General features: G+C 67.3%; 19 protein-coding genes and 1 pseudogene. 10 read left to right on the top strand and 10 right to left on the bottom strand.

Annotated elements, in window-relative coordinates; all coding sequences use genetic code 11:
• The first annotated feature begins 322 nt into the window (after window positions 1-322).
• Together NS2_RS25850 and NS2_RS25845 are read left to right on the top strand one after the other, a co-directional pair.
• Window positions 323-1,168, top strand: a complete 846-nt coding sequence (locus tag NS2_RS25850) for an SDR family oxidoreductase (protein ID WP_033089962.1) — start codon at window positions 323-325, stop codon at window positions 1,166-1,168.
• Window positions 1,169-1,320: 152 nt separating this feature from the next.
• On the top strand, window positions 1,321-1,755 hold the full coding sequence (locus NS2_RS25845) for a DUF4189 domain-containing protein (RefSeq protein ID WP_147207309.1): 435 nt from the start codon (window positions 1,321-1,323) through the stop codon (window positions 1,753-1,755).
• Window positions 1,756-1,765: 10 nt separating this feature from the next.
• Here the strand turns inward: NS2_RS25845 and NS2_RS25840 are convergent, their stop codons facing one another.
• A complete protein-coding gene (locus NS2_RS25840; RefSeq protein WP_161789511.1) occupies window positions 1,766-2,263 on the bottom strand; it encodes a nucleoside deaminase in 498 nt (165 codons plus the stop codon).
• A gap of 679 nt (window positions 2,264-2,942) precedes the next feature.
• On the opposite strand from NS2_RS25840, the gene NS2_RS25835 reads away from it, so the two are divergent.
• From NS2_RS25835 to NS2_RS37840, 4 genes and pseudogenes are all read left to right on the top strand, one after another.
• Complete coding sequence (locus NS2_RS25835) at window positions 2,943-3,407, top strand: SRPBCC family protein (protein WP_158544157.1); 465 nt, start codon at window positions 2,943-2,945, stop codon at window positions 3,405-3,407.
• A 26-nt stretch (window positions 3,408-3,433) separates the two neighbouring features.
• Window positions 3,434-3,730 carry a hypothetical protein gene (locus tag NS2_RS36895; protein WP_197707873.1) on the top strand — a complete coding sequence of 99 codons (297 nt, stop codon included), beginning with the start codon at window positions 3,434-3,436 and terminating at the stop codon, window positions 3,728-3,730.
• Between the two features lie 155 nt (window positions 3,731-3,885).
• The gene (locus tag NS2_RS36890) at window positions 3,886-4,398 is read left to right on the top strand and encodes a cucumopine synthase-related protein (protein WP_308640203.1); all 513 of its coding nucleotides are present in this window, start codon (window positions 3,886-3,888) and stop codon (window positions 4,396-4,398) included.
• Window positions 4,317-4,544, top strand: a pseudogene (locus NS2_RS37840) (FAD-dependent oxidoreductase); the annotation flags it as partial. The gene NS2_RS36890 and the pseudogene NS2_RS37840, both read left to right, overlap by 82 nt.
• A gap of 205 nt (window positions 4,545-4,749) precedes the next feature.
• Here NS2_RS37840 and xdhC read toward each other — a convergent pair.
• The 3 genes from xdhC to NS2_RS25810 are packed head-to-tail and all read right to left on the bottom strand — an operon-like array spanning window position 4,750 to window position 9,549.
• Window positions 4,750-5,604 carry a xanthine dehydrogenase accessory protein XdhC gene (gene xdhC / locus NS2_RS25820; protein WP_045438906.1) on the bottom strand — a complete coding sequence of 285 codons (855 nt, stop codon included), beginning with the start codon at window positions 5,602-5,604 and terminating at the stop codon, window positions 4,750-4,752.
• 1 nt (window position 5,605) lies between these two features.
• Window positions 5,606-8,050: a xanthine dehydrogenase molybdopterin binding subunit gene (gene xdhB, locus NS2_RS25815; protein WP_147207308.1), complete on the bottom strand. Its 2,445-nt coding sequence runs from the start codon at window positions 8,048-8,050 to the stop codon at window positions 5,606-5,608.
• Window positions 8,047-9,549 carry a xanthine dehydrogenase small subunit gene (locus NS2_RS25810; protein WP_033089958.1) on the bottom strand — a complete coding sequence of 501 codons (1,503 nt, stop codon included), beginning with the start codon at window positions 9,547-9,549 and terminating at the stop codon, window positions 8,047-8,049. The genes xdhB and NS2_RS25810 overlap by 4 nt, the downstream gene beginning before the upstream one ends.
• Window positions 9,550-10,101: 552 nt before the next feature.
• Here NS2_RS25810 and NS2_RS25805 point away from each other — a divergent pair.
• Window positions 10,102-10,761 carry a hypothetical protein gene (locus NS2_RS25805; RefSeq protein ID WP_143161464.1) on the top strand — a complete coding sequence of 220 codons (660 nt, stop codon included), beginning with the start codon at window positions 10,102-10,104 and terminating at the stop codon, window positions 10,759-10,761.
• Here NS2_RS25805 and NS2_RS25800 read toward each other — a convergent pair.
• The 5 genes from NS2_RS25800 to NS2_RS25780 all read right to left on the bottom strand — a co-directional run bounded on the left by NS2_RS25800 (window position 10,715) and on the right by NS2_RS25780 (window position 15,056).
• Window positions 10,715-11,542 (bottom strand): glycoside hydrolase family 25 protein, encoded by an 828-nt coding sequence (locus tag NS2_RS25800; protein WP_052086822.1) that lies wholly within the window; start codon window positions 11,540-11,542, stop codon window positions 10,715-10,717. The two genes, NS2_RS25805 and NS2_RS25800, sit on opposite strands and share 47 nt — an antisense overlap.
• A gap of 39 nt (window positions 11,543-11,581) precedes the next feature.
• Complete coding sequence (locus tag NS2_RS25795) at window positions 11,582-11,818, bottom strand: hypothetical protein (RefSeq protein WP_033089957.1); 237 nt, start codon at window positions 11,816-11,818, stop codon at window positions 11,582-11,584.
• Window positions 11,819-12,466: 648 nt separating this feature from the next.
• Window positions 12,467-13,012, bottom strand: a complete 546-nt coding sequence (locus tag NS2_RS25790; RefSeq protein ID WP_143161465.1) for a hypothetical protein — start codon at window positions 13,010-13,012, stop codon at window positions 12,467-12,469.
• Between the two features lie 194 nt (window positions 13,013-13,206).
• Window positions 13,207-13,734 (bottom strand): hypothetical protein, encoded by a 528-nt coding sequence (locus tag NS2_RS25785; RefSeq protein ID WP_033089955.1) that lies wholly within the window; start codon window positions 13,732-13,734, stop codon window positions 13,207-13,209.
• 503 nt (window positions 13,735-14,237) lie between these two features.
• Window positions 14,238-15,056 (bottom strand): SDR family oxidoreductase, encoded by an 819-nt coding sequence (locus tag NS2_RS25780; RefSeq protein WP_033089954.1) that lies wholly within the window; start codon window positions 15,054-15,056, stop codon window positions 14,238-14,240.
• A gap of 173 nt (window positions 15,057-15,229) precedes the next feature.
• Between NS2_RS25780 and NS2_RS25775 the strand changes: the two genes are divergently transcribed.
• On the top strand, window positions 15,230-16,675 hold the full coding sequence (locus NS2_RS25775) for a lipase family protein (protein WP_045438902.1): 1,446 nt from the start codon (window positions 15,230-15,232) through the stop codon (window positions 16,673-16,675).
• 116 nt (window positions 16,676-16,791) lie between these two features.
• On the top strand, window positions 16,792-18,447 hold the full coding sequence (locus tag NS2_RS25770; protein ID WP_033089953.1) for a cutinase family protein: 1,656 nt from the start codon (window positions 16,792-16,794) through the stop codon (window positions 18,445-18,447).
• Window positions 18,448-18,624: 177 nt separating this feature from the next.
• On the opposite strand, the gene NS2_RS25765 is transcribed toward NS2_RS25770, so the two are convergent.
• A complete protein-coding gene (locus NS2_RS25765; RefSeq protein WP_197707972.1) occupies window positions 18,625-19,578 on the bottom strand; it encodes an undecaprenyl-diphosphate phosphatase in 954 nt (317 codons plus the stop codon).
• Window positions 19,579-19,669: 91 nt separating this feature from the next.
• Between NS2_RS25765 and NS2_RS25760 the strand changes: the two genes are divergently transcribed.
• Window positions 19,670-20,002 carry a hypothetical protein gene (locus NS2_RS25760; RefSeq protein WP_033089951.1) on the top strand — a complete coding sequence of 111 codons (333 nt, stop codon included), beginning with the start codon at window positions 19,670-19,672 and terminating at the stop codon, window positions 20,000-20,002.
• The last annotated feature ends 3 nt before the right edge of the window (window positions 20,003-20,005 follow it).

Below are 20,005 nucleotides of genomic sequence, written 5' to 3'. Positions count from 1 at the left end.
GTCGCGGCCAGGGGCGAACGTCGCCCGAGGTACGCGAAATGCGCTGGGCGGCACAGGAAGTGAGCGAACGGTTCTACGCCGGACTCGGCGGCTCGTCCTCACTCTGGAAACCGAAGAGCTCCAATGCGGAAGGCATCTGCTCGACTCGGTTCACCCTTGGATATCACCGCATCGAGCGATCCGGCGGCAAGACCCCCGGACCCGGTTTGACGGATCCTTGACAGCCCCGAAAGTCAGTTGGCCAACCAACTAAGTATGGACAACGCGGCGGGACATGCCCTAAGGTCAAGTTAGTCATGCAACTAACTCAGGAGTGGGACAGATGATCGTGGTGACCGGCGCGACCGGCAATGTCGGCGGCGTTATCGTGCGGCTGCTCGCGCAGAGCGGCGAGAAGGTGGTGGCGGTTTCGCGTGGCGAGAAGCCGGTGGATCTGCCCGAGGGTGTCGAGCATCGGCGCGGCGATGTGGGTGATCTCGACAGCCTCGCGGAGGTGACGAGCGGCGCGGACGCGCTGTTCCTGTTGATCACCGGGGACCAGTTGATGAGCGGGCCCGAGCCGAGCGAACTGCTCGAAACCGTTGCGGCCCAGGGAGTCCGGCGGGTGGTGTTCCTGTCCTCGCAGGGCGCGGTGACGCGGCCCGGGAACCCGGGCTACGCCCGCACGGTCGCCTTCGAAAAGGCTTTGGCCGCTTCGGATCTGGAGTGGACGGCGATCCGCCCCGGCGGATTCGCCAGCAATACCTTCGCCTGGATCGAGCCCGTGCGCACCCAGCGCATGGTTCCGGCACCGTTCGGCGATATCGGATTGCCGGTGGTGGCCCCGTTCGACATCGCCGCGGTGGCGGTGGCCGCCCTGCGCGAGGACGGCCACCACGGCCAGGCGTACACGGTGACCGGACCGGCCGCAGTGACCCCGCGCGAACAGGCGCGGGCGCTGGCCGACACATTGGGCGAGCCGCTGCACTTCGTCGAGCTGACCCGCGCGCAGGCCCGCGCCGCCATGCTCGAATTCATGCCGGAATCCGTTGCGGATCACACGCTTACGATCCTCGGTGAGCCCACCCCGGAGGAGCGGCGGGTCAGCCCCGATGTCGAACGCGTCCTCGGCCGCCCCGCGACCAGCTATGCGGAGTGGGCGAAGTACGTCGTCGACGCCTTCCGCTGACTTCCGAACCGAAGCCGCAGGTCACGGCATGATTGTCCGGAATGCCCTGACCGCGGGGGACGGTGCGGAGTAGCGTGCGAAAAGAGTTGTCTCCAGCTACCGGCACTGCGTCTCGTCCAGGTGGAACCCTGCGGATCGAGAGGAGCACGGTGATGGCTGTATCAATCGTTCGAAGCGTCGCGGCAGTGGTGTTCGTGGCCGCGTGCGCGGCCGTGGGAAGCGGACCGGCGCTGGCCGAGCCCGGGCCGGACGGTCACATGTACGGCGCGTTCGCGGTGTCGAACCCGCCGGTCGGCGAGGTGTTCGACGTCGGATCCTCGTGGAACTATCCGGATCAGGCGGGCGCCGACGCCCGGGCGCTGTCGGAATGCGGCAAAGACAGTTGCACGGTCGCGCTGCGCTACATGGACGGCTGCGGCGCGATCGCCTTCCGCGGCGGCCGGTACGCCGGCGGCATCGGGCCCACCGGCGACGACGCGTCCCGCAGCTCCCTGAATGCGGTGGGCCCGCCGTTCCCGTCCTCGATCAGCGCCGACGCCGTCGATCCCTCGGAAGTGGTCGGGCCGCAATGCAACGGCCGGGCCTGACGGCAGTGACCTAGTAGTCGATGCGGTCGGTCTTGGCCAGCCACGCCTCGAAGGGGGCGTTGCGGTTGGGGAGGTCGAGGCGCTCGAGGGTGGTGGGCCAGTTGCCCTCGGTGCGTACCTCGAACAGCTCGTAGAAGACGCGGTCGTCGAAGCCGGCGGTGGCGGCGTCGTGGCGGTCGGCGGCGAAGATGATGCGGTCCACGCGGGCCCACAGGGCCGAGGACAGGCACATCGGGCAGGGCTCACACGAGGTGACCAGGACGCAGCCCTCGAGGGAGAAGGTGCCCAGGGCCTGGCAGGCTGCGCGCATGGCGGTCACCTCGCCGTGGGCGGTCGGGTCGAGCGTCGAAGTGACCTTGTTGTGGCCGACCGCGACGATTTCGCCGTCCTTGGCCACCAGTGCGCCGAAGGGGCCGCCGCCGTTCGCGACGCTGTTGGTGGCCAGCCGGATCGCCTCGTCCAGCCAGTCGCGTTCCAGCTCCTGGAGGCTCTTCACGTTGACGGTCACGGTCACTCCTTTACGGATAAGGCGGGGACTCCCCCAGATGCTGGGCCTTGGCGGCTCGGCTCCGCCCGTAGGGGCGGATCGGCGTCCACGGCGCTCATCCCTTGCATTTGCAACTTGTGAGGAGGAGTACACAACCAACCGGACGGTGTCGGCTAGGGGTAGAAGACATGAACACGTCCGGGCCTTGGGACCGGCTTTTCGTAGGGATTCACAAATCGAGCCCGACTTTTGGTCGGCGCGGGCGGGCGATCACCGCAAAATCGTCGTCTTATGCATGAGAAACCCCGGTGCGATCGCCGTTGTGCGGGGGCCTGGAGCCATCCACTGGGTCTGATGGCCGCCTCCATATATATGTTAGCGCCGGTCGACCCGCCGCGCCGTCGGAGATCAAGTCCGGGCCGGCTGCGACGACAGCGAGGACACCCTTTTCGGCAACTGTCTCCAGAGGGCATTCGCCATCGCTTTGCCACGCCAACGGAATTCCCGCCAACGCTGTTGATTTATGTTGTTGCGCAATGCCTTTCATAGTCGGCAAGCGTCGTATGACTCTACGAAATACCCGTTGAGTCGCCACGCGCGGTTCGTGCCTTCATGCCCTGGCCGACCCGGCGCGGCCGCCTGTGTACTTCATTACGAAGTCGCGATCTCAGTCAATCACCTTGCCGGACAAGGATTTTTCGTGGCGGTTCAGCGCAAACACACCATGTATCACTCGAGTGTCATCGATGCCGACCCAGCCGCCGTGTGGGCCGTCGTCCGCGATGCCCTGCGGCTGGTGTCCATCGTCTCCGGGCCCGCGGCCAAGGATGTGCACTGGGTCGGAGACGCCGGTCCGGAACGGGTTCCGGCGCTCTACAACTTCACGCTGGTGTTCAGTGACGGCCTGGTGCAGCAGGAGATCGCGGGGCGCGACGAGCTGAAGCGGTTGCAGACCTACCGCTCCATCGAGCCGACCATGGGCGTGCAGCGCTATGTCGCCGCCATTCGCGTCCGGGAGATCACCAACGATCCCAACCGCTGCTTCTTCGACTGGACCCGCGAGCTGACCATCGCCGAGGACGCGGACACCGAGGTCGTCGAGACCATCGTCGCCATGATGGCCGAACAGGTGGATTCCGTGCGCGACCACTTCGCGCAGCGGTAGCGGCGACATCAATGGAGGAGAAGATCTTGTCAGAGCCGTCCGCCCGGCATATCGAAATCGCCTGGCCGGAGTTGGGTATCACCGTGACCGCGGAACTCGACGGTCGCGATCCGGAACTGGCCGACGCGCTGTGGGAGGCGCTGCCGTACCGGAGTTTGCAGGGGCACGCACTGGTCGCGGGACAGCACCTGTACCACGTCGCGCCGATCCCCTCGCTGCTGCACGTGCACGCTGAGACCAAGATCCCGGATCGGCGGGACGCGCCCGACGGACGGTATTCCTTTCCGCGCTCCAGCATTTGGGCATCAAGTACGGCGAGCTGACCGAACCGATGCCAGCCGCGCCGGTGGGACGGATCCGGCCGGAGGACGTCGAAGCGCTGCTGGAAGCCGGTCGCGCGGTGTGGGATTCGGTGTATTCCACCAAGCGACCCGTTGTGGTCGAGGTCCGGAAGGCGGGAAGCTAAGGCGGCCATCGCATTCCACATCTGACCGCCGCCGACGCGGAGGCGAATCGCCTGATCCACGATGTGCACGCCGAGACCGAGCGGATCTGGCTGACCGAGCCCGCCGAACTCGCCGGTCTGCATCGCGGCCTGATCCCGTCCGGGGCAGGCAGTTTCGACACGGTGCTGCCCACGCTGCTGTTCGTCAACGGTGAGATCCGCCCGCTGGGCTACGCCTCCTACGGCGGCCTGGTGCGGGCCGCCGTGCAGGGCATGCCGATGGATTCGCTGCGCCATATGACCCGCCTGCTGGTCGGTGTCCCGGCCGCGTTCCTGGGCTGCTGCGGGCTGGAGCCGCTGTGGGCGTTCACCCAGCGGTTCCTGGCCTGCCTCGAGCACCTGGACCGCGACGACTTCCTGGCGGTGGTCAGCCAGCTCGCCCTCTACGTCAACACCCTGGGCGCGTGGAACCTGCACCTGTACCCCTGGGACACCGGCGACCACCTGCGCCAGCAGCGTCCGGCCGAAGTGGCGCGGCAGTCGTGAGCGAGCGGGCGGAAGTCCTCGTCATCGGCGGCGGGGTGATCGGGACGTCGATCGCATGCCAGCTCGCCGAGGCCGGGGTCGGCGTCGTACTGCTGGATCGCGGGGCGCTGGGATCGGGGTCGTCGGGAACCACCGCGGGCGTGGTCCGCACGTACTTTCCCGGCAGTCCCCTCTCGGCGCGCCGCCGGAGTCGCTGTTCCGTATGGAACTGGCGGCGACTTCGGTCTCGGCCATCGCCTACTTCGGCGATGGCAGCGCGTCGGTGCGCTGGCTCAACGACACCTCGCACCTGCGCTGAATACGGAAGGGCCCCGGTTCTCGCCGAGAACCGGGGCCCTTCCGTTCGTTGTTCTACGCGCTGTCCGCGATCGAATGCACCTGGGCCACAGTGTTGTTCGCGTGGCGTTCGGCTTCGAAGGTCCTGATCAGATCGGCCGCCACGCTGACCGCGATGATGGCGGGTTCCTTGCCGGTAATGTCCGGCAGCCCGATCGGCGTCTTGATCCGGGCGATGGTGGCCGCGTCGAAACCGCCCTCGGTGGCCAGCATCTTCTGGAACCGCGCCCACTTGGCGGACGAGCCGATCAGCCCGGTCGACCCGAGTTCCGGTGTGCGCAAAGCGGTGTCGCACAGTGCGGCGTCCTCGGCGTGATCATGGGTCATGATCAGCACGTGGGTGCCAGGCGGCAGTTGCGCGATGACTTCCTCGGGCAGCATGAGCGGACGGTGCACGTGCACCCGCGCCACGCTGTCCGCGAGGACCGTGAGCCGTTCCTCGGCGAGCTGTTCCGGCCGGGTGTCGATCAGGTGCAGGTCGAGGTCCTGGCGGGCCAGGATGCGGGCCAGCTCGTAGCCCACGTGCCCGACCCCGAACAGTGCCACGGCGGGCACCACCGGCAGCGGTTCCAGCAGCACGCTGACCGCGCCGCCGCAGCACTGCACGCCGTGCTTGTTGGTGACCTTGTCGTTGAGGGCGAAGTCCATGATCTCCGTTTCCGGATCGGACGCGGCGAGCAGCTCGCGCGACCGGTCGATGGCGACGGCCTCGATATTGCCGCCGCCGATCGAACCCCAGGACTCGGTCTGTCCCACAACCAGTTTCGCGCCCGGCTTGCGGGGCGCGTGGCCGCGCACGGTCGCGACGGTCACCAGCACGCCGGGCTCCCGGCGGGCTCGTAACCGTTCGACCGCGGCGATCCAGGTCATGTCAGACTCCGCTCAGCACGGTCGCGTCCACGACGGACTGACCATTGCCGACGTGGCCATTGCCGTTGTGGCCGTTGGCATTCACGGCGTGCCCGTTGGTCAGCGCCTTGGCGGCCACGTCACCGCGGCGCGCGCCCTGGATGGCCCAGTACACCGCCTCCGGCGTCGCGGGCGAGGCCAGATCGACACTGGTGCCGTCCGGGCCGAACGCCGCGGCCGCCTGCCGCAGCGCCTCACGCACCGCGAAGGCCAGCATGAGCGGCGGCTCGCCGACGGCCTTGGAGCCGTAGACCGCGCCCTCTTCGGTGGCGTCCTCGAGCAGCGTGACGTTGAACTCCTCGGGCATCTCCGAGAAGGACGGCAGCTTGTAGGTGCTGGCGGCCTGGGTCAGGAACCGGCCGCGGTTGGGGCCGTCGCTGGTGTCCCAGCGCAGGTCCTCGAGGGTCAGCCAGCCCGCGCCCTGCACGAAGCCGCCCTCGACCTGACCGATGTCGATCAGCGGGGAGAGGCTGTCACCGACATCGTGGACGATGTCCACGCGGCGGATCTGGTAGCCACCGGTGAAGCCGTCCACCTCGACCTCGGTCGCGGCCGCGCCGTAGGCGAAGTACTTGAACGGCGAGCCCTGGAAGATCTTGGCGTCCCAGTGCAGGCCCTCGGTGCGGTAGTAGCCCGACGCCGACAGCTGCACCCGCTGGAAGTAGGCGGTATGCACCAGGGTGGCCCAGTCCAGGGTCTTCTCGCTGCCGAGAAGCGTTGCGACACCGTCGATGATGCGGATATCCGACGCGCTGCCGCCCAGCTGAGTCGCGGCGACCTGGACCAGCCGCGCACGCAGCTGCTCACAGGCGTTCTTGATCGCGCCGCCGTTGAGGTCCGCGCCGGAGGAGGCCGCGGTGGCGGAAGTGTTGGGCACCTTGTCGGTTCGCGTCGGGGCCAGCCGCACCTTGCGCAGCGGGATGCCCAGCGTGGTCGCGGCGACCTGCATCATCTTGGTGTGCAGGCCCTGGCCCATCTCGGTGCCGCCGTGGTTGATCAGAACGGAGCCGTCCTTGTAGATCAGCACCAGCGAACCGCCCTGATTGAAGGCGGTGAGGTTGAACGAGATGCCGAACTTGATGTTCGTGATCGCCAAGGCGCGCTTGGTGTTCGGGTGCGAGGCGTTGAAGGCCGCGATGTCGCGCTGGCGCTCGGCCCAGTCCGCGTTGTCCTGGGTCTGGTGCCAGATCCTGCCGATGCGATCGGTCTGGCCGACCGGCTGGCCGTAGGGCGTGGTCTGGTTGGGCTGGTAGAAGTTGCGCTCGCGCAGCTCCGCCGGATCCAGGCCCAGCAGGGGCGCGCATCGGCCCATGATGTCCTCGATCACGATCATGCCCTGCGGGCCGCCGAAACCGCGGAATGCGGTGTTGGAGACCGTATTGCACTTGGCGATCCGACCGGCGACGTGCGCGTTGGGGATCCAGTACGTGTTGTCGATGTGGCACAGCGCGCGGGCCAGCACCGGCTCCGAGAGGTCCAGGCTCCAGCCGCCGTCGGCGGTCAGCGTCGCGTCCAGCGCCTGGATCTTGCCCTCGGCATCGAAGCCGATCTTCCACGAGGAGTGGAAGCCGTGCCGCTTGCCCGACATGGTGAGGTCCTGGGTCCGGTTGAGCCGCAGGCGAACCGGGCGACCGGTGAGCTTCGCGCCCAGCGCGGCGATGGCCGCGAACCCGTGCGGCTGCATCTCCTTGCCGCCGAAGCCGCCGCCCATGCGCAGACACTGCACGGTGACCTCGTGGCTGTGCAGCCCGAGCACGTGCGCCACGATCTCCTGGGTCTCGGACGGATGCTGGGTGCTGGACTGGATGAAGATCTGCCCGGCCTCGTCGACCTGCGCCAGGGCGCAATGGGTTTCGAGGTAGAAGTGCTCCTGGCCCTTGAACTCGAACTCGCCCTCGAACACATGCACCGAGTTGGCGAAACCCTCGTCGATATCGCCACGGATCATGGTCGGGCGCGCGCCGTGGAAGCTCTCGGCCGCGATGGCCTCGCGCACGGTGATCAGCGACGACAGCTCCTCGAGCTCCACCTCGACCGCCACGGCGCCGAGCCGCGCGGCCTCCAGGGTGTCGCCCAGCACCCACGCGACCGCGTGGCCGTTGAACATGACCTCTTCGGGGAACAGCGGCTCGTCGTGCTTCATGCCCGCGTCATTGACACCGGGCACGTCGTCGATGGTGAGCACGCGCACCACGCCGGGCACCGCGTAGGCGGGCTCGGTGTTGAGCGCATTGATCCTGCCGTGCGCCTTGAACACCTGCACCGGGTAGGCGTGCAGGCAGTCCTTGGTGCGGTACACCAGGTCGTCGGTGTAGAGCGCGGTGCCGGTGACGTGCAGCGACGCGCTCTCGTGCGGCATCGGTACGCCGACGACCGGCTTCTCGGGACGCTCGGACAGATGGCTCATGACAGCACCGCCTCGGTGGTCTGCGCGTACAGCTTCTTCAGGCTCTGGCCGAGCATCGCGGCGCGGTACTCGGAGCTGGCGCGGTGATCGTTCATCGGGGTGCCCTCGCCCTGCAGGATCGCGGCGGCGGCCTCGACCGTGTCGGTGTTCCAGGGCTTGCCGATCAGGGCGGCCTCGGTGTCGAGGGCGCGGATCGGGGTGGCGGCCACACCGCCCAGGCCGATGCGCACCCGGCTCACCCTGCCGTCCTCCAGCTCGATCGCGAAAGCGACGGCGACACTGGAGATGTCGTCGAAGCGGCGCTTGGCGATCTTGTGGAACGCCGTCACCGGGGCCAGCGGCAGCGGGATGCGCACGGCGCGGATCAGCTCGTCCGCGCGGCGCACGCTCTGCCGGTAGCCGGTGAAGTAGTCGGCCAGCTCGACCTCGCGCTCACCGTCGGCGGAGGCCAGCACCACCGACGCACCCAGTGCGAGCAGCGCCGGCGGGGAGTCACCGATCGGGGAACCGGTACCCAGGTTGCCGCCGAAGGTGGCATTGTTGCGGATCAGACGCGAGGCGAACTGCGGGAACAGCTGCGCCAGCAGCGGCACGCTGCCGTCGAGGCGGCGCTCGATCTCGGTCAGCGGCACGGCCGCGCCGATCTCGATGTGATCGGATTCGACCTTCAGGCCGCGCAATTCGGGCAGGCGATCGATCGCGATGGCGTAATCCGCACGGCGCGAACGGATATTGACCTCGACACCCCAGTCGGTGGAACCGGCGACCAGCACCGCGTCCGGGCGCTCGCGCAGCAGCTGCACGGCCTCGGCGAGGGTCTCCGGGCGGCGGAAGGTGCGGCCGTCCTGCGAGTACTCGGTGGCGACCGGCGCGGGCGCGTCCTGCTCGCGGCGCTGCGCGAACTTGTCGTCGGCCGCGGGCTCGCCGAGCGCGTACGCGGCATCGCGGATCGGGCGGTAACCGGTGCAGCGGCACAGGTTTCCGCTCAGCGAGTGCAGGTCGAAACCATTGGGGCCGTGCTCGTGATCGTGCGACTCGGCCTCGGTGTCCTCGGCCGCGTGCGCAACAGTGTCTTCGTCCGCGTGCGCAGTGGCGCAACGGGTCGGCCGGTAGTACTCCGACGCCATCGAGCAGATGAAGCCCGGGGTGCAGTAACCGCACTGCGAGCCGCCGCGCACCGCCATTTCCTTCTGCACCGGGTGCAGCTCGGTGGGCGCGCCGGAACCGTCGAGCTCGCCGAGGCCCTCGGCGGTCACGATCTCCTGGCCGTCGAGCGAGGCGACGGGCACCAGGCAGGCGTTGATGGCGATCCAGTCGGTGGCCTGCTCCACGCCGGGACGCGCCACCATGATCGAACAGGCGCCGCATTCACCCTCGGCGCAGCCTTCCTTGCTCCCGGTGAAACCGCGGTCCCGGAGGAAATCCAGGACGGTGGTGTGGGGTGCCGCCGGGGAAATCGGGGTGACTTTCCCGTTGACCGTGATCCGCGCCTCTACCATTGCACAACCTCATTTCGCTGCGCGGTCGATCTGATAATCCTAGTCGCCATTTCAGGAGCTTTCTATTTCGGTGACGCCGCCCGAGAACCCGGAGCGCGAAACGGCACGCAGGCATGCCGAAGGCCGTGACAGAGATCGAAAGGTGCCGGGGCCGCGTTCGAGGCACGCCGGAAAAGGGCTGCTCAGAAGCCGTGCGCTACACGACCCGGAACCCAGGCGGTCCGGTGAGCCAGGTGACGCAGGTCGGCGATGTCTTCGCGGGGACTGTTCGACATCCGACTCGCCTCCTTCGATCAGCTCACATGTGTCGGTAACCCCGAAAGTACGTGGCGCGCAGCACATCGGTCAAGCCGATCCGGGGTGGTCGCGAACAGTTTGCACGAACCTATGACCAGCGGTTCGAGGACCTCCGAGCGAATCGGTATATCGCACAAATAAGCCCGCTTCAGTAAAAAGCTACGAAAAGCGGCTTCGCATCGGCGTCAGTCTTTGTGGCTTCGAACAGGCGGGCGTCGGCGTGCTCGCGTACATTGCGGCGCATGGGTTTTCTGGGTGGGGTGTTCGGCGGGCGCGACCCTGGACGCGCGGCGGCCGTTGCTGCCGTGCCTGATGGAGACGCTGGTGGTCGATCATCCGACCTCGATGCAGCGGGTCCATCCGTCGCAGCTCGCCGAGTGGGGCGTGGACGCCGAGACCGTGTACGCCACCGCCCGGGCCGATCTGACCGGCTTGGCGCTGGACAGCGTCGCGCGCTACGACCCCGGCGCCAAGGGCGGGCTGTTGCACATCCCCGATACCGACGGCAATCAGTACGCGGGCGCGCTGCCGCTGGTGGACGGGTGGCTGGCCGGGATCGGCCGCAAGGCCGGGGCGCGGCCCATCGTCTTCGTGGCCGAGAACGTCGGGGTGCTGGCCGGGGCCGAGTTCTCCGAACAGCACGTGCTGCACCTGGTGAACGCCGCCCGCGAACGCTTCGACAACGCGGTCCGCGAGGTCTCGCCGGTGCCGTACACACTGGACGACGCCGGGCGGCTGGTGCCGTATCGGGTGCCGCGAAACCATCTGGCGTGGAAGGAGATCCGGGCCGCCGAGGCGCTGCTGACCGCCAATGTCTATGGGCAGCAATACGGTTACCTGCGCGGCAGTCGATCGACGTATTACGGTTTCAGGCAGCCTGTCTCGTGGCTTTCAGGCTTGCGAACTCGGCCTTGAGACCGACAACGGCATCCACCAGGGTCAAATTCTCGCCCTGAGCATTCTGCCCCAGCTGCGCCCAGCCGTGCCCGCGCAGCTGTTCCCAGATCTCCTGCACCTTGTGCAGCAGGTCCACCTGCTGTTCATCGGTCAACGCCATGAATCCTCCATCCGAAGTGGACAGCGTCAGGCCCAACATGGCCCGCAGCTGCTCGTATGTGCCCGCGAACGCGTTCGCGTCCACGAGATGCCCCGCGACCAATGCCTGGTCGGTGAACTGCAAGAGGTCGACGTCCTTGCCGCCGAACCCATTCCAGAATCCGGTCCCATCACCGGGGTACAACGCCGATGCCGGACCCGAACCCGCGACATAGCTGGACTGGATCAGCCCGGGCACCTTGGACAGATCCGGGCACCCGATCTGCTGCCAGTACCATCGCGGGATGTAGGACAGATTGATGGACCGCCCGAGCGAGTTCACGGCCTCGACGAAACTCCAAAAGGTCTCGATACCGCCGGAATTCGCCTCGAAGTCGACCATGGTCGCCGCGTCACCCACATGCGACACGAACAACTCGGCCTGGGCCGTCACATCGCAGTCGGCCCGCAGATAGTGATAACCCGCGACCAGCAGCCCATTGGCATGCGCCGCATCCCGATACGCGGGCCAGGTGTAGTCGACGAAGCCATCACCCTCGGACACCTTCGCGAACACGAACCGAAAGCCTTCGCGGGCAACCTGGGCCAGATCGATATCCGGGCCATTGTTGTTCGATATGTCGATACCAAAGATCGTCAAGCCGACCTCCAAAGAATTGCAGTAATGGGAATGGACGCTTCAGTAGCTGATGAAGGCGCCGTCGAAATAGGTGTTGGGGCCGGTGATGGTGGCGTTGCCGGAGAGGTAGTAGCCCGGGCAGACGACAGAGCCGGCGGCCAGGTAGACCGTGAAAGTCTCCGCGGCTGCGGAGTTGGTTACGCCCGAATTGAAGCCCGAGCGGAGCAGGGTCCAGGGGCCCGCGGGCGTTGGGGACCACCAGAGGTCGGCCCCGGCGACTGCACAGGCCGGGTGCAACGATCGCGCCCTTCGAGAGGTAGACGACGAAAGAGCCCGCAGTGCTGTAACTGATGTAGTAGACGTTGTCGGCATCGGTGCCGTAGGTGATGCCGACCGCCTCGGCCCGCAGCATTCCCCAGCTTCCGCCGAGGCTCGGCGCACTCCACAGGTCGGTGCGCATCGAGTAGTCCGCGTTGACCACGTTGAAGGTGGCCGAAATCAGATACCACCCCGCACGGTTGACCTGCACTTGACCGGCACCCAGATTGACGACCGTCACATTGCTGGCCTGCCGTACGGTGTCGAACACGCCGTTCAGGCGCACCGTCTGCGCGGCGGGCGGGGTGATGCCGACCGTGCTGCCCCGCACCAGGCTCCACCCGATCCCGGTCGCGGTAACCGGGTCCGGACGGCACCGTCCCGGTATTGTCCGAAAAGCCGAGGACCGGAACGTTGTTCACCAGCACCTGATAGTCGGTACCGACCGCGGTGAAAGTGACCGTGTCACCGCTCCACACGTTGAATGCGGTCGAGGTCCAGTCGTTGTAGGTATTGGCTCCACCGCCGCGGACACCCGCACCGATGTAGATCTTGTTCGAATAGATCCAGGCGTAATCGAAGGTCGCCAGCTGGGGATCGGCGCGCAGGATGAGACCGGTGGCCGCGCTATCGGCATTGTCGGCGGCACCGACGACCAGCGACACCGACTGACTGTCGGTCCGTAAAACACTGGTGCTCAAGGCGATAACGGACCCGGTGCCCGAGTTGGTTCCATTGGGATCCAGCTGGACCATTGTTGACAATGGCCAGGTTCGCGACCGATCCGGACTTGAAGGTGTTGTAGTTCGGCCCGAGTGTCGTGCGGGCGAAGTTGTCGCTGCAGCTGATTCCGGGCGTCGCCGTCGGTGGGCTCGGTGGTTGCAGCGAGGCGATTGCCACGGAGTCGGCCGCGGCCGTGTTCCGCGCGGCCGACGCCGTCGACTGGGCCGTGCCCGAACCGGACGTGGCGGCCTGCGCCGCTGCTCCCGACGTTGCGTTGGCGTCGTTCATGTTCTGACTCGCGTTGGTGACGCCCTGGAACGAACCGGCCAGGTTGGCGACCGTCGACTGCTGCACGATGGCCCAGTTCACAGCCTGTAGGTTCGCGACGTTGTTCGGCGCCGACGACCCGACATACGCGCCGGAGGGGACCTTTCGGTCGGGTGAGGTCATCGAATGTCCTTAGGGTTCAGTAGCTGAGCAGCGTGCCATCGAAATACGTTGCGGGACCGGTGATATTCGCGGCGCTGTTGAGGAAGTAGCCCGGTGCGACCACCTGACCTGCGGTGAGATAGAGCACGAAGGTAGCGCCGGTGCTCTGGTGCCGCGACCGGAGACGCGCGGCAAGCATCCACGTTCAGGCGTCGCTACGCGACGGTGATGGCGGGCGGCGTCGCGGTCGCCGTCGAGGCCGGCCAGCCCGAAGGCAGGTTCAGAGCCACGTTGACCGCGCCGGTGCCACCGGTGCCGTCGGCGGTCGGGGTGACCAGGCCGGCCGGGGTGACGGTGGCGGTCAGGGCGGTGACGCCGGTGCAGTTGAGCAGGCTGGGCGCCACGATGCCGCCCCACTGGTCCTTCACCACGACCTGGGTGGACTGCGAGGTGTTGCCCTCGGCCAGCGTGGTCGGACCCACGATGGACGCGGTCAGCGCGGTGATGGTGTACGGCATGCCGGTCTGGGCCAGCACCTGCTGCCAGCCCTTGCCCGCGTAGGTGTGGGCGACGGCGAAGCCCGCGGCGTCGTCCTCGAAGGCGACCATGGTCAGCTTCTGGGACAGCGCGCCGGTCGGAACCCACTGCTCGCCAACGAACTTCGAGACGGCGACCTTCGGCAGGATCTTGATGACGTACCGATTCTCGGAAGTCGCCCCATTCGGGCCCGGCGCACCATCCAACTGCTTTCGAGTACCGCATGCGCGACACCGTGCGCGACCGCCTCGTTGTGCTTGATCGGAGGCAGATCTGCCTGGACGATCACCGATCGGATATCGGGCACCCACATGACAATCGGTTCCACCGACGGCAAGGTGCGCACGTGAATGCCGAGATCGACGGCATCCTCACCGGCGTCGCGCCCTAGCGGCTGAGACATCGTGATGCCCCACGTCGCATGTGGAAGGGAGTCACCGCCGTCCACTCGCGAACATCCACCGAAATCGATCGGCCACCTGCACGCTTCCACACGTCGTCGAACTCGTCGGGCGTGGAAGCACCCCGCTGGCTGATCATGCGGCAATCGTACAGTCGACCAGTACACGACAAACTCATCGACCCTCGCTGAATCGCACCGGCCCGAACGGCTTTCATGGCCGGGCGGGCCGTAGCCCGCACACCGAACCTACCGTCGGCACCCGAATTCCGGTCGGCGGGTCACCCGGCCCGCGGGCCCTCGGTCGCGTCAGTTGCCCTGGGCGGCAATGGAAATCGGCTGCCATTCGCGCCAGGTGGCGAGGCGGGATTCGTAATCGGCGGTGGCGATGCCCAGGGGGATCTCGCCGAGGAAGATGCGCAGCGGCGGCTCGTCCGCGTCGACGACGGCCAGGACGGCGGTGGCGGTGGCGGTGGGGTCGCCGCGGCGCACGGCATTGCGCTGGGCGGCGCGGGCCGCGCGGGCCGGTTCGTAGGCCGGGTTCGGGGTGGCGTGGCGGGCCGAGGGGCCCGCCCAGTCGGTGTCGAAGCCGCCGGGCTCGATGAGGGTGACGTGGATGCCGAAGGGGGCGACCTCCTGGGCCAGGGACTGGGAGAAGCCTTCGAGGGCCCACTTGGAGGCGTGGTAGGCGCCCAGGTTCAGGAACGCGGAGATGCCGCCGATGCTGGAGACCTGGATGATGTGGCCGCTGCCCTGGGCGCGCAGGATGGGCAGGGCGGCCTGGGTGACCCACATCGCGCCGAAGACGTTGGTTTCCAACTGATCTCGGAATTCCTGCTCGGTGAGTTCCTCTATCATGCCGAACTGGCCGTAGCCGGCATTGTTGACCACCACGTCGAGGCGGCCGAAGTGGGCGGCCGCCTGCTCGACGGCGGCGAAGTCGGCGGCCCGGTCGGTGACCTCCAGTCGCAGCGGGAGGAAGGTCTCGGGGTACTTGGCGGCAAGGTCGTCGAGGGTGCTCAGATCGCGCGCGGTGCCGGCGACGCGGTCGCCGCGTTCGAGTGCGGCGAGGGTCCATTCCCGCCCGAAACCTCTCGAAACACCGGTAATGAACCACACTTTGCTCATGCCCCGACCCTAGTGAGCTGGAGTGCGCTCCAGGCAAGGGCGAAGATCCCCCGGCCGATTGGCCATTTCCGCCACGAATGGATATTGCGACCCGGGTCACAGCCGTGGAATAGTAGGCCGCAATATTGAGACTGAGTAGTCTCACACTGGGATCAGGGTGAGGAAGTGGGTCGATGAGGACCAGGCGACTGACCGGCCGGATAGTGCGGCTCGGGACGGTGTCCATCAGCGTGCTGACGGTCGCGGCGCTGACCGCGGGCCCGGCACCGGCCGATCCGGCACCGCCGTCGATTCAGCCCGCGCAGATCGTGCCGCTGCCACCCGAACTCGATCCGAGCTTCTACAACCCGCCCGCGGGCGTGGTGGCCGCCGCCGCGCCCGGCGAGATCATCGCCGCCCGGCAGGTGAATGTCGCCAACCTCGGGCTGATCCCGCTCAATGTGGACGCCTGGCAGGTCTCCTACCGCTCCAACAACTCTCGCGACGAGGCCATCGCCGCGGTGGCCACCCTGCTCAAGCCGCGCGGCGTCGCCCCGGCCCCGCGCAAGCTGCTCTCGGTGCAGATCGCGGAGGACTCCACCCAGGGCTATTGCAGTCCTTCCTATGCGCTGCAACAGTTCTCGGTCGCGCCCTTCGTCGGCCAGATCGTCGCGCCCGCCGAATTCGTGATGGCGCAGGCCGCATTGCAGAAGGGCGACGCGGTGGTGATCCCCGACCACCAGGGTCCGCACTCGGCGTATGCGGCGGGCCCGCTGGGCGGACGCATCACCCTCGACGGCATTCGCGCGGCCACCTCCTTCGCGCCGCTGGGCGTCGGGGCGGGCGCGCCGGTGGCCCTGTACGGCTATTCGGGCGGGTCCATGCCCACCATGCACGCCGCCGAATTGCGCAAAACCTATGCGCCGGAACTGAATATCGTCGCCGCGGCCTCCGGCGGCACCGGTGCGGATCTGGGCGCGGCGCTGCTGATGGCCAACAATCAGGCGACCTCGGGCCTGGTGCTCGGCGCGGTACTCGGCCTGGCCCGCGAATACCCGGACTTCAACGCGCTGCTGGATCAGCGACTCAATCCGCTCGGCCAGCTGCTGCGCACGGTGAAGGCCCCGTTCTGCGTGCAGTACCAGACCGCGCTGCTGCCGTTCCTCAATATCACCGGCATGATCAATTCCCCCGACCCGCTGCGGGAACCGGCCGTGCAAGCCATGCTCGAGGACACCCGCCTGGGCAAGTCGCTGCCGGACATGCCGGTGTTCATGTGGCACTCCAAGTGGGACGAGATCCTGCCGCTCGGCTCGGCCGACCGGCTCGTCGACACCTACTGCCAGGACCCGGCCGCCCAGGTGACCTACACCCGAGACTGGGCCAGCGAGCACATCGTCGCCGAGGTGACCGGCGGACCCGCCGCGCTCATGTGGCTGTTCGACCGTCTCAATGGCGTTGCCGCCCAACCGGGTTGCTCGACCATCGACTCCCCCTCCATGCTCGGCACCCCCGGTGAGCTGCAGACTCTCACCGAAACCCTGGGCGAGACCCTGGCTTCCTTCTTCGGCAAGCCGATCGGAGCCCGAGCTGTGACCCGCGCCACTTTCGGGTGGCGCACTCGAGTCCCGCTGCGGTAGCGACTCATTCGCGAAAGTAACGCTCGGATCTCCCGGGACGACGTGTCCGGTGGTAGATGGCCCGACTGCACAGGGGGCCTGACGGTTCACTGTCGGGGTGAAATGGGGATTCGGGCATGGAAATACGCGAGTTCATGAAGCGACATCGGATTGCGTCTGCGGTCGCGGCACCTGCGGCATTGGGTATCGCGGCGGCGGTCGCGGTCACGTTCGCGCTCACCGGGTCGCCGGATTCGAAGCAGGCCGACCCGGTGCTGACGGCCTCGGTCTCGGATTGCCATGACATGGTCACCATCTCGGTGGCGGGGCGCAATGACTCGCCGCAGTCCGGGACCACGAAGATGCTGGTCGACGCCAATGGCAACGAGCTGCCCGCGGCGCTGTCGGACGACTATCAGAGCCACTGGGTGGATCCGGTGGTGAACGCGCCGGGCGGGTCGGTGGACTCCAATTCGTACTGGGCCGTCTACGTCTCCTATCCGGCGAATCTGAACAGCTACGAGGACGCCGTCAATACCGGTGTCGCCAATACCGAGAAGGTCATGCGGGATATCTCCGCGGCCTGCCCGAATACCAAATTCGCCATTGTCGGCTACAGCGAGGGCGCGGATGTGACGCGCCGCGTGGCCATGGAGATCGGGCATCAGAATGCCGGGGCGGACGGCAAATACGCGATCGTCGATCCGGGCAATGTGGCCGGTGTGGTGATTCTGGCCGACGCGGGACGCTCGGCGGGTGAGGGCCCGTTCATCGGGGCCAAGGACCCGAACCACCCCGACAACTTCGGGCAGAGCTACCAGACCGGCAAGGACATCGCCGGTGGTCAGGGCGCGCTGGCCGATCACGCCGGTGATTTCGGCTCGCTGAACGGGCGGATCGCGTCCTTCTGCTCCGACGGCGACCTGACCTGTGCCGCGCCCAAGAACATCTCGCTGTTGCAGCTGGCCGTCAATGTCGGCCGCCAGATCAATGCCGACCAGTTGCAGAACGACGGCCTGGACCTCAACTCCGGCATGAATGTGGCCGTGGTGCTGGGCAAGATCGCGGGCAATGCCTTCGCCGACATCGCGCACAATCCGGGCTGGTGGACCAGCAAGGAGACCTTCCTCGACGTGCTGCTCAAGGTCTCGGCGCCCGACTACAAGCCGAATCAGGACAACCCGGCCCCGGTGGCCGCGGACAATATCGCGGCCGAGAACATGTCGCCGCTGGCGTACCTGCCGCAGAAGGTGTTCAACGAGGTCATCGGGCTGATCACCACCAACCAGAACACCATTCCGGTGATCATGAACGACCCGTACAACCTGACCCTGGGCCCGAACGGCACCGGACACCACTTCGACTACTGGCACGACCAGAATCCGGACAACGGCAAGCCGGTCAGCTCCGCGGACTACGCGGCGGCCTGGCTCACCGAGCTGGCCAAGGAGGCGCAGGCGGGGACGCTGAACCCGAAGACGCTGACCTCGTCGCCGACCAGCACCACCAACCCGAAGGCGCTGGCCAACGCGCCGCGGGCGAGCGCGGCCGGAAGCAGCACCGCCGCAACGGGTTCCACCACGGTCACCGGGACCAGCACCCCGGCGGTGACCAGCACGACGGTGCCTGCCACCACCACAACGGTGCCGCCGACCACCACGGTCACCCCGGACGCGACCACCACGCCGCCGGTCACCACCACTCCCCCGGTGACGACGACGGTTGCGCCGACCACGACCACCGTGCCGCCGACCACCACCACCGTGCCGCCGACCACTACACCCACGCACTGAAGGTCGATGACCAGTTGTCGCCTCGGCAGGTACGTATGCCGAGGCGACAACTGATTTCGCGACGATCGGGGTAACTCCCCGGGTACGCCCAGAATTGGACCCGGCACCCGACCGCCGGCACGGATGCGTGAATGGGCGACGGCTCTCAGCCGCCCGCTGAAGGCTCGGGGAGGCGGGTCAGATGGTGAACCAGACCAGACTGCCCAAACCGCCGACCAGGCAGTAGATCGCGAACGGCGTCAGCGTCTTGGTCTCGAAGTACGCCGTGAGGAACTTGACCGAGATGTAGGACAGCACGCCAGCCACCACGCTGCCCGCCAGCGCCGGGCCGAGGATGTCGTGGTTCTCCTGCTTGAACAGCTCGGGCATCTTCAGCACGCCCGCCGCCAGGATGACCGGGGTGGCGAGCAGGAACGCGAAGCGGGCGGCGTCCTCGTGCCGCATGCCCTTGAACAGGCCCGCCACGATGGTGCTGCCCGAGCGGCTGATGCCGGGGAAGAGCGCGGCGATCTGGGCGGCGCCGATCAGGGTGGCGTCACGAATGCTCAGGCGCGACAGGCGCACATCGGAGGCGCGGTCCGGGTCGGTCATCGGCAGCACGATGGTGTCCTCCATGGACAGGTCGCCGGTGCGGCCGGTGGGGCTGGAGAACTGGAACTCCGGTGCGTGCTCGCGCTTGCGCATGATCTCCGCCGACAGCAGCACGAAACCGTTGATCGCCATGAAGATCGAGGTCGGTACGGGCGTGCCGAGATAGTGGCGGACGACCTTCTCCAGCAGTAGTCCGGCCAGGCCCACGGGTATGGTCGCGATCACCAGCAGGACGCCCAATCTCGCTTCGGGCGTTCGGATCTGGCGCGTCGTCGCCACGTCCCAGAGGCCGCGCACAATGCGCACCCAGTCGCGCCAGAAGAAGATCACCAGGGCCAGCGCGGTGGCGACGTGCATGGCCACCAGCAGCGCCAGGTACGGGGAATCCTTGGCGGACATGCTCAGATCCTCGGCCCACTGGCCGCCCACCAGGGCGGGCAGCAGAATGCTGTGCCCCAGGCTGGAGACCGGGAACAGCTCACTCACCCCTTGCAGTGCGCCGACGACGATCGATTCCAGGTAACTGATGGCCATTCGAATTCCTGTCGGAGGGGGCAGCTCGCTTGGCGAGGCTACTCGATCCGATGCCGAGGCGCGTACACGCGGTGTGCCCGTGGGGGATGGTCGGGCAGTGCGGACCCGGCTGGACGCAATCGAATTGCGCGACGCGGAGTGCGGCTGCGTGGAATACTTCCGCGTTATGCAGTACAGGGGATTCGACAATCCCGACGCCGGCGAGGATCCCGAGTTAGCTCAGGCTCGCATCTTCCTGGATGAATTGGAAAGGCATGTAGTCAAACTGACGCGCCGATTGCAGACCGCACCCACCCCCGAGGCCCGGCAGTCGATCAATGCCGAACTGTCCGCGGTGCGCCGGTATGTGGAGCGTATTCACCGCAGATTCCCGGGAATCGCCGTCGCGCATCCGTTTCGCGGCGCACCACCCGGGGCGCCCGCGCTCTAGTAC

The organism is Nocardia seriolae NBRC 15557 (genome assembly GCF_007990715.1).
Classification (GTDB): Bacteria; Actinomycetota; Actinomycetes; order Mycobacteriales; family Mycobacteriaceae; genus Nocardia; species Nocardia seriolae.
This window is presented reverse-complemented; position numbering and strand designations above follow the sequence as displayed.

What these genes read in the sequence shown, in the direction of transcription:
- NS2_RS25850 (WP_033089962.1), top strand. Translation starts at nt 323, where the DNA reads ATGATCGTGGTGACCGGCGCGACCGGCAATGTCGGCGGCGTTATCGTG.
- NS2_RS25845 (WP_147207309.1), top strand. Translation starts at nt 1,321, where the DNA reads ATGGCTGTATCAATCGTTCGAAGCGTCGCGGCAGTGGTGTTCGTGGCC.
- xdhC (WP_045438906.1), bottom strand. Translation starts at nt 5,604, where the DNA reads ATGACCTGGATCGCCGCGGTCGAACGGTTACGAGCCCGCCGGGAGCCC.
- xdhB (WP_147207308.1), bottom strand. Translation starts at nt 8,050, where the DNA reads ATGAGCCATCTGTCCGAGCGTCCCGAGAAGCCGGTCGTCGGCGTACCG.
- NS2_RS25810 (WP_033089958.1), bottom strand. Translation starts at nt 9,549, where the DNA reads ATGGTAGAGGCGCGGATCACGGTCAACGGGAAAGTCACCCCGATTTCC.
- NS2_RS25790 (WP_143161465.1), bottom strand. Translation starts at nt 13,012, where the DNA reads ATGACCTCACCCGACCGAAAGGTCCCCTCCGGCGCGTATGTCGGGTCG.
- NS2_RS25780 (WP_033089954.1), bottom strand. Translation starts at nt 15,056, where the DNA reads ATGAGCAAAGTGTGGTTCATTACCGGTGTTTCGAGAGGTTTCGGGCGG.
- NS2_RS25775 (WP_045438902.1), top strand. Translation starts at nt 15,230, where the DNA reads ATGAGGACCAGGCGACTGACCGGCCGGATAGTGCGGCTCGGGACGGTG.
- NS2_RS25770 (WP_033089953.1), top strand. Translation starts at nt 16,792, where the DNA reads ATGGAAATACGCGAGTTCATGAAGCGACATCGGATTGCGTCTGCGGTC.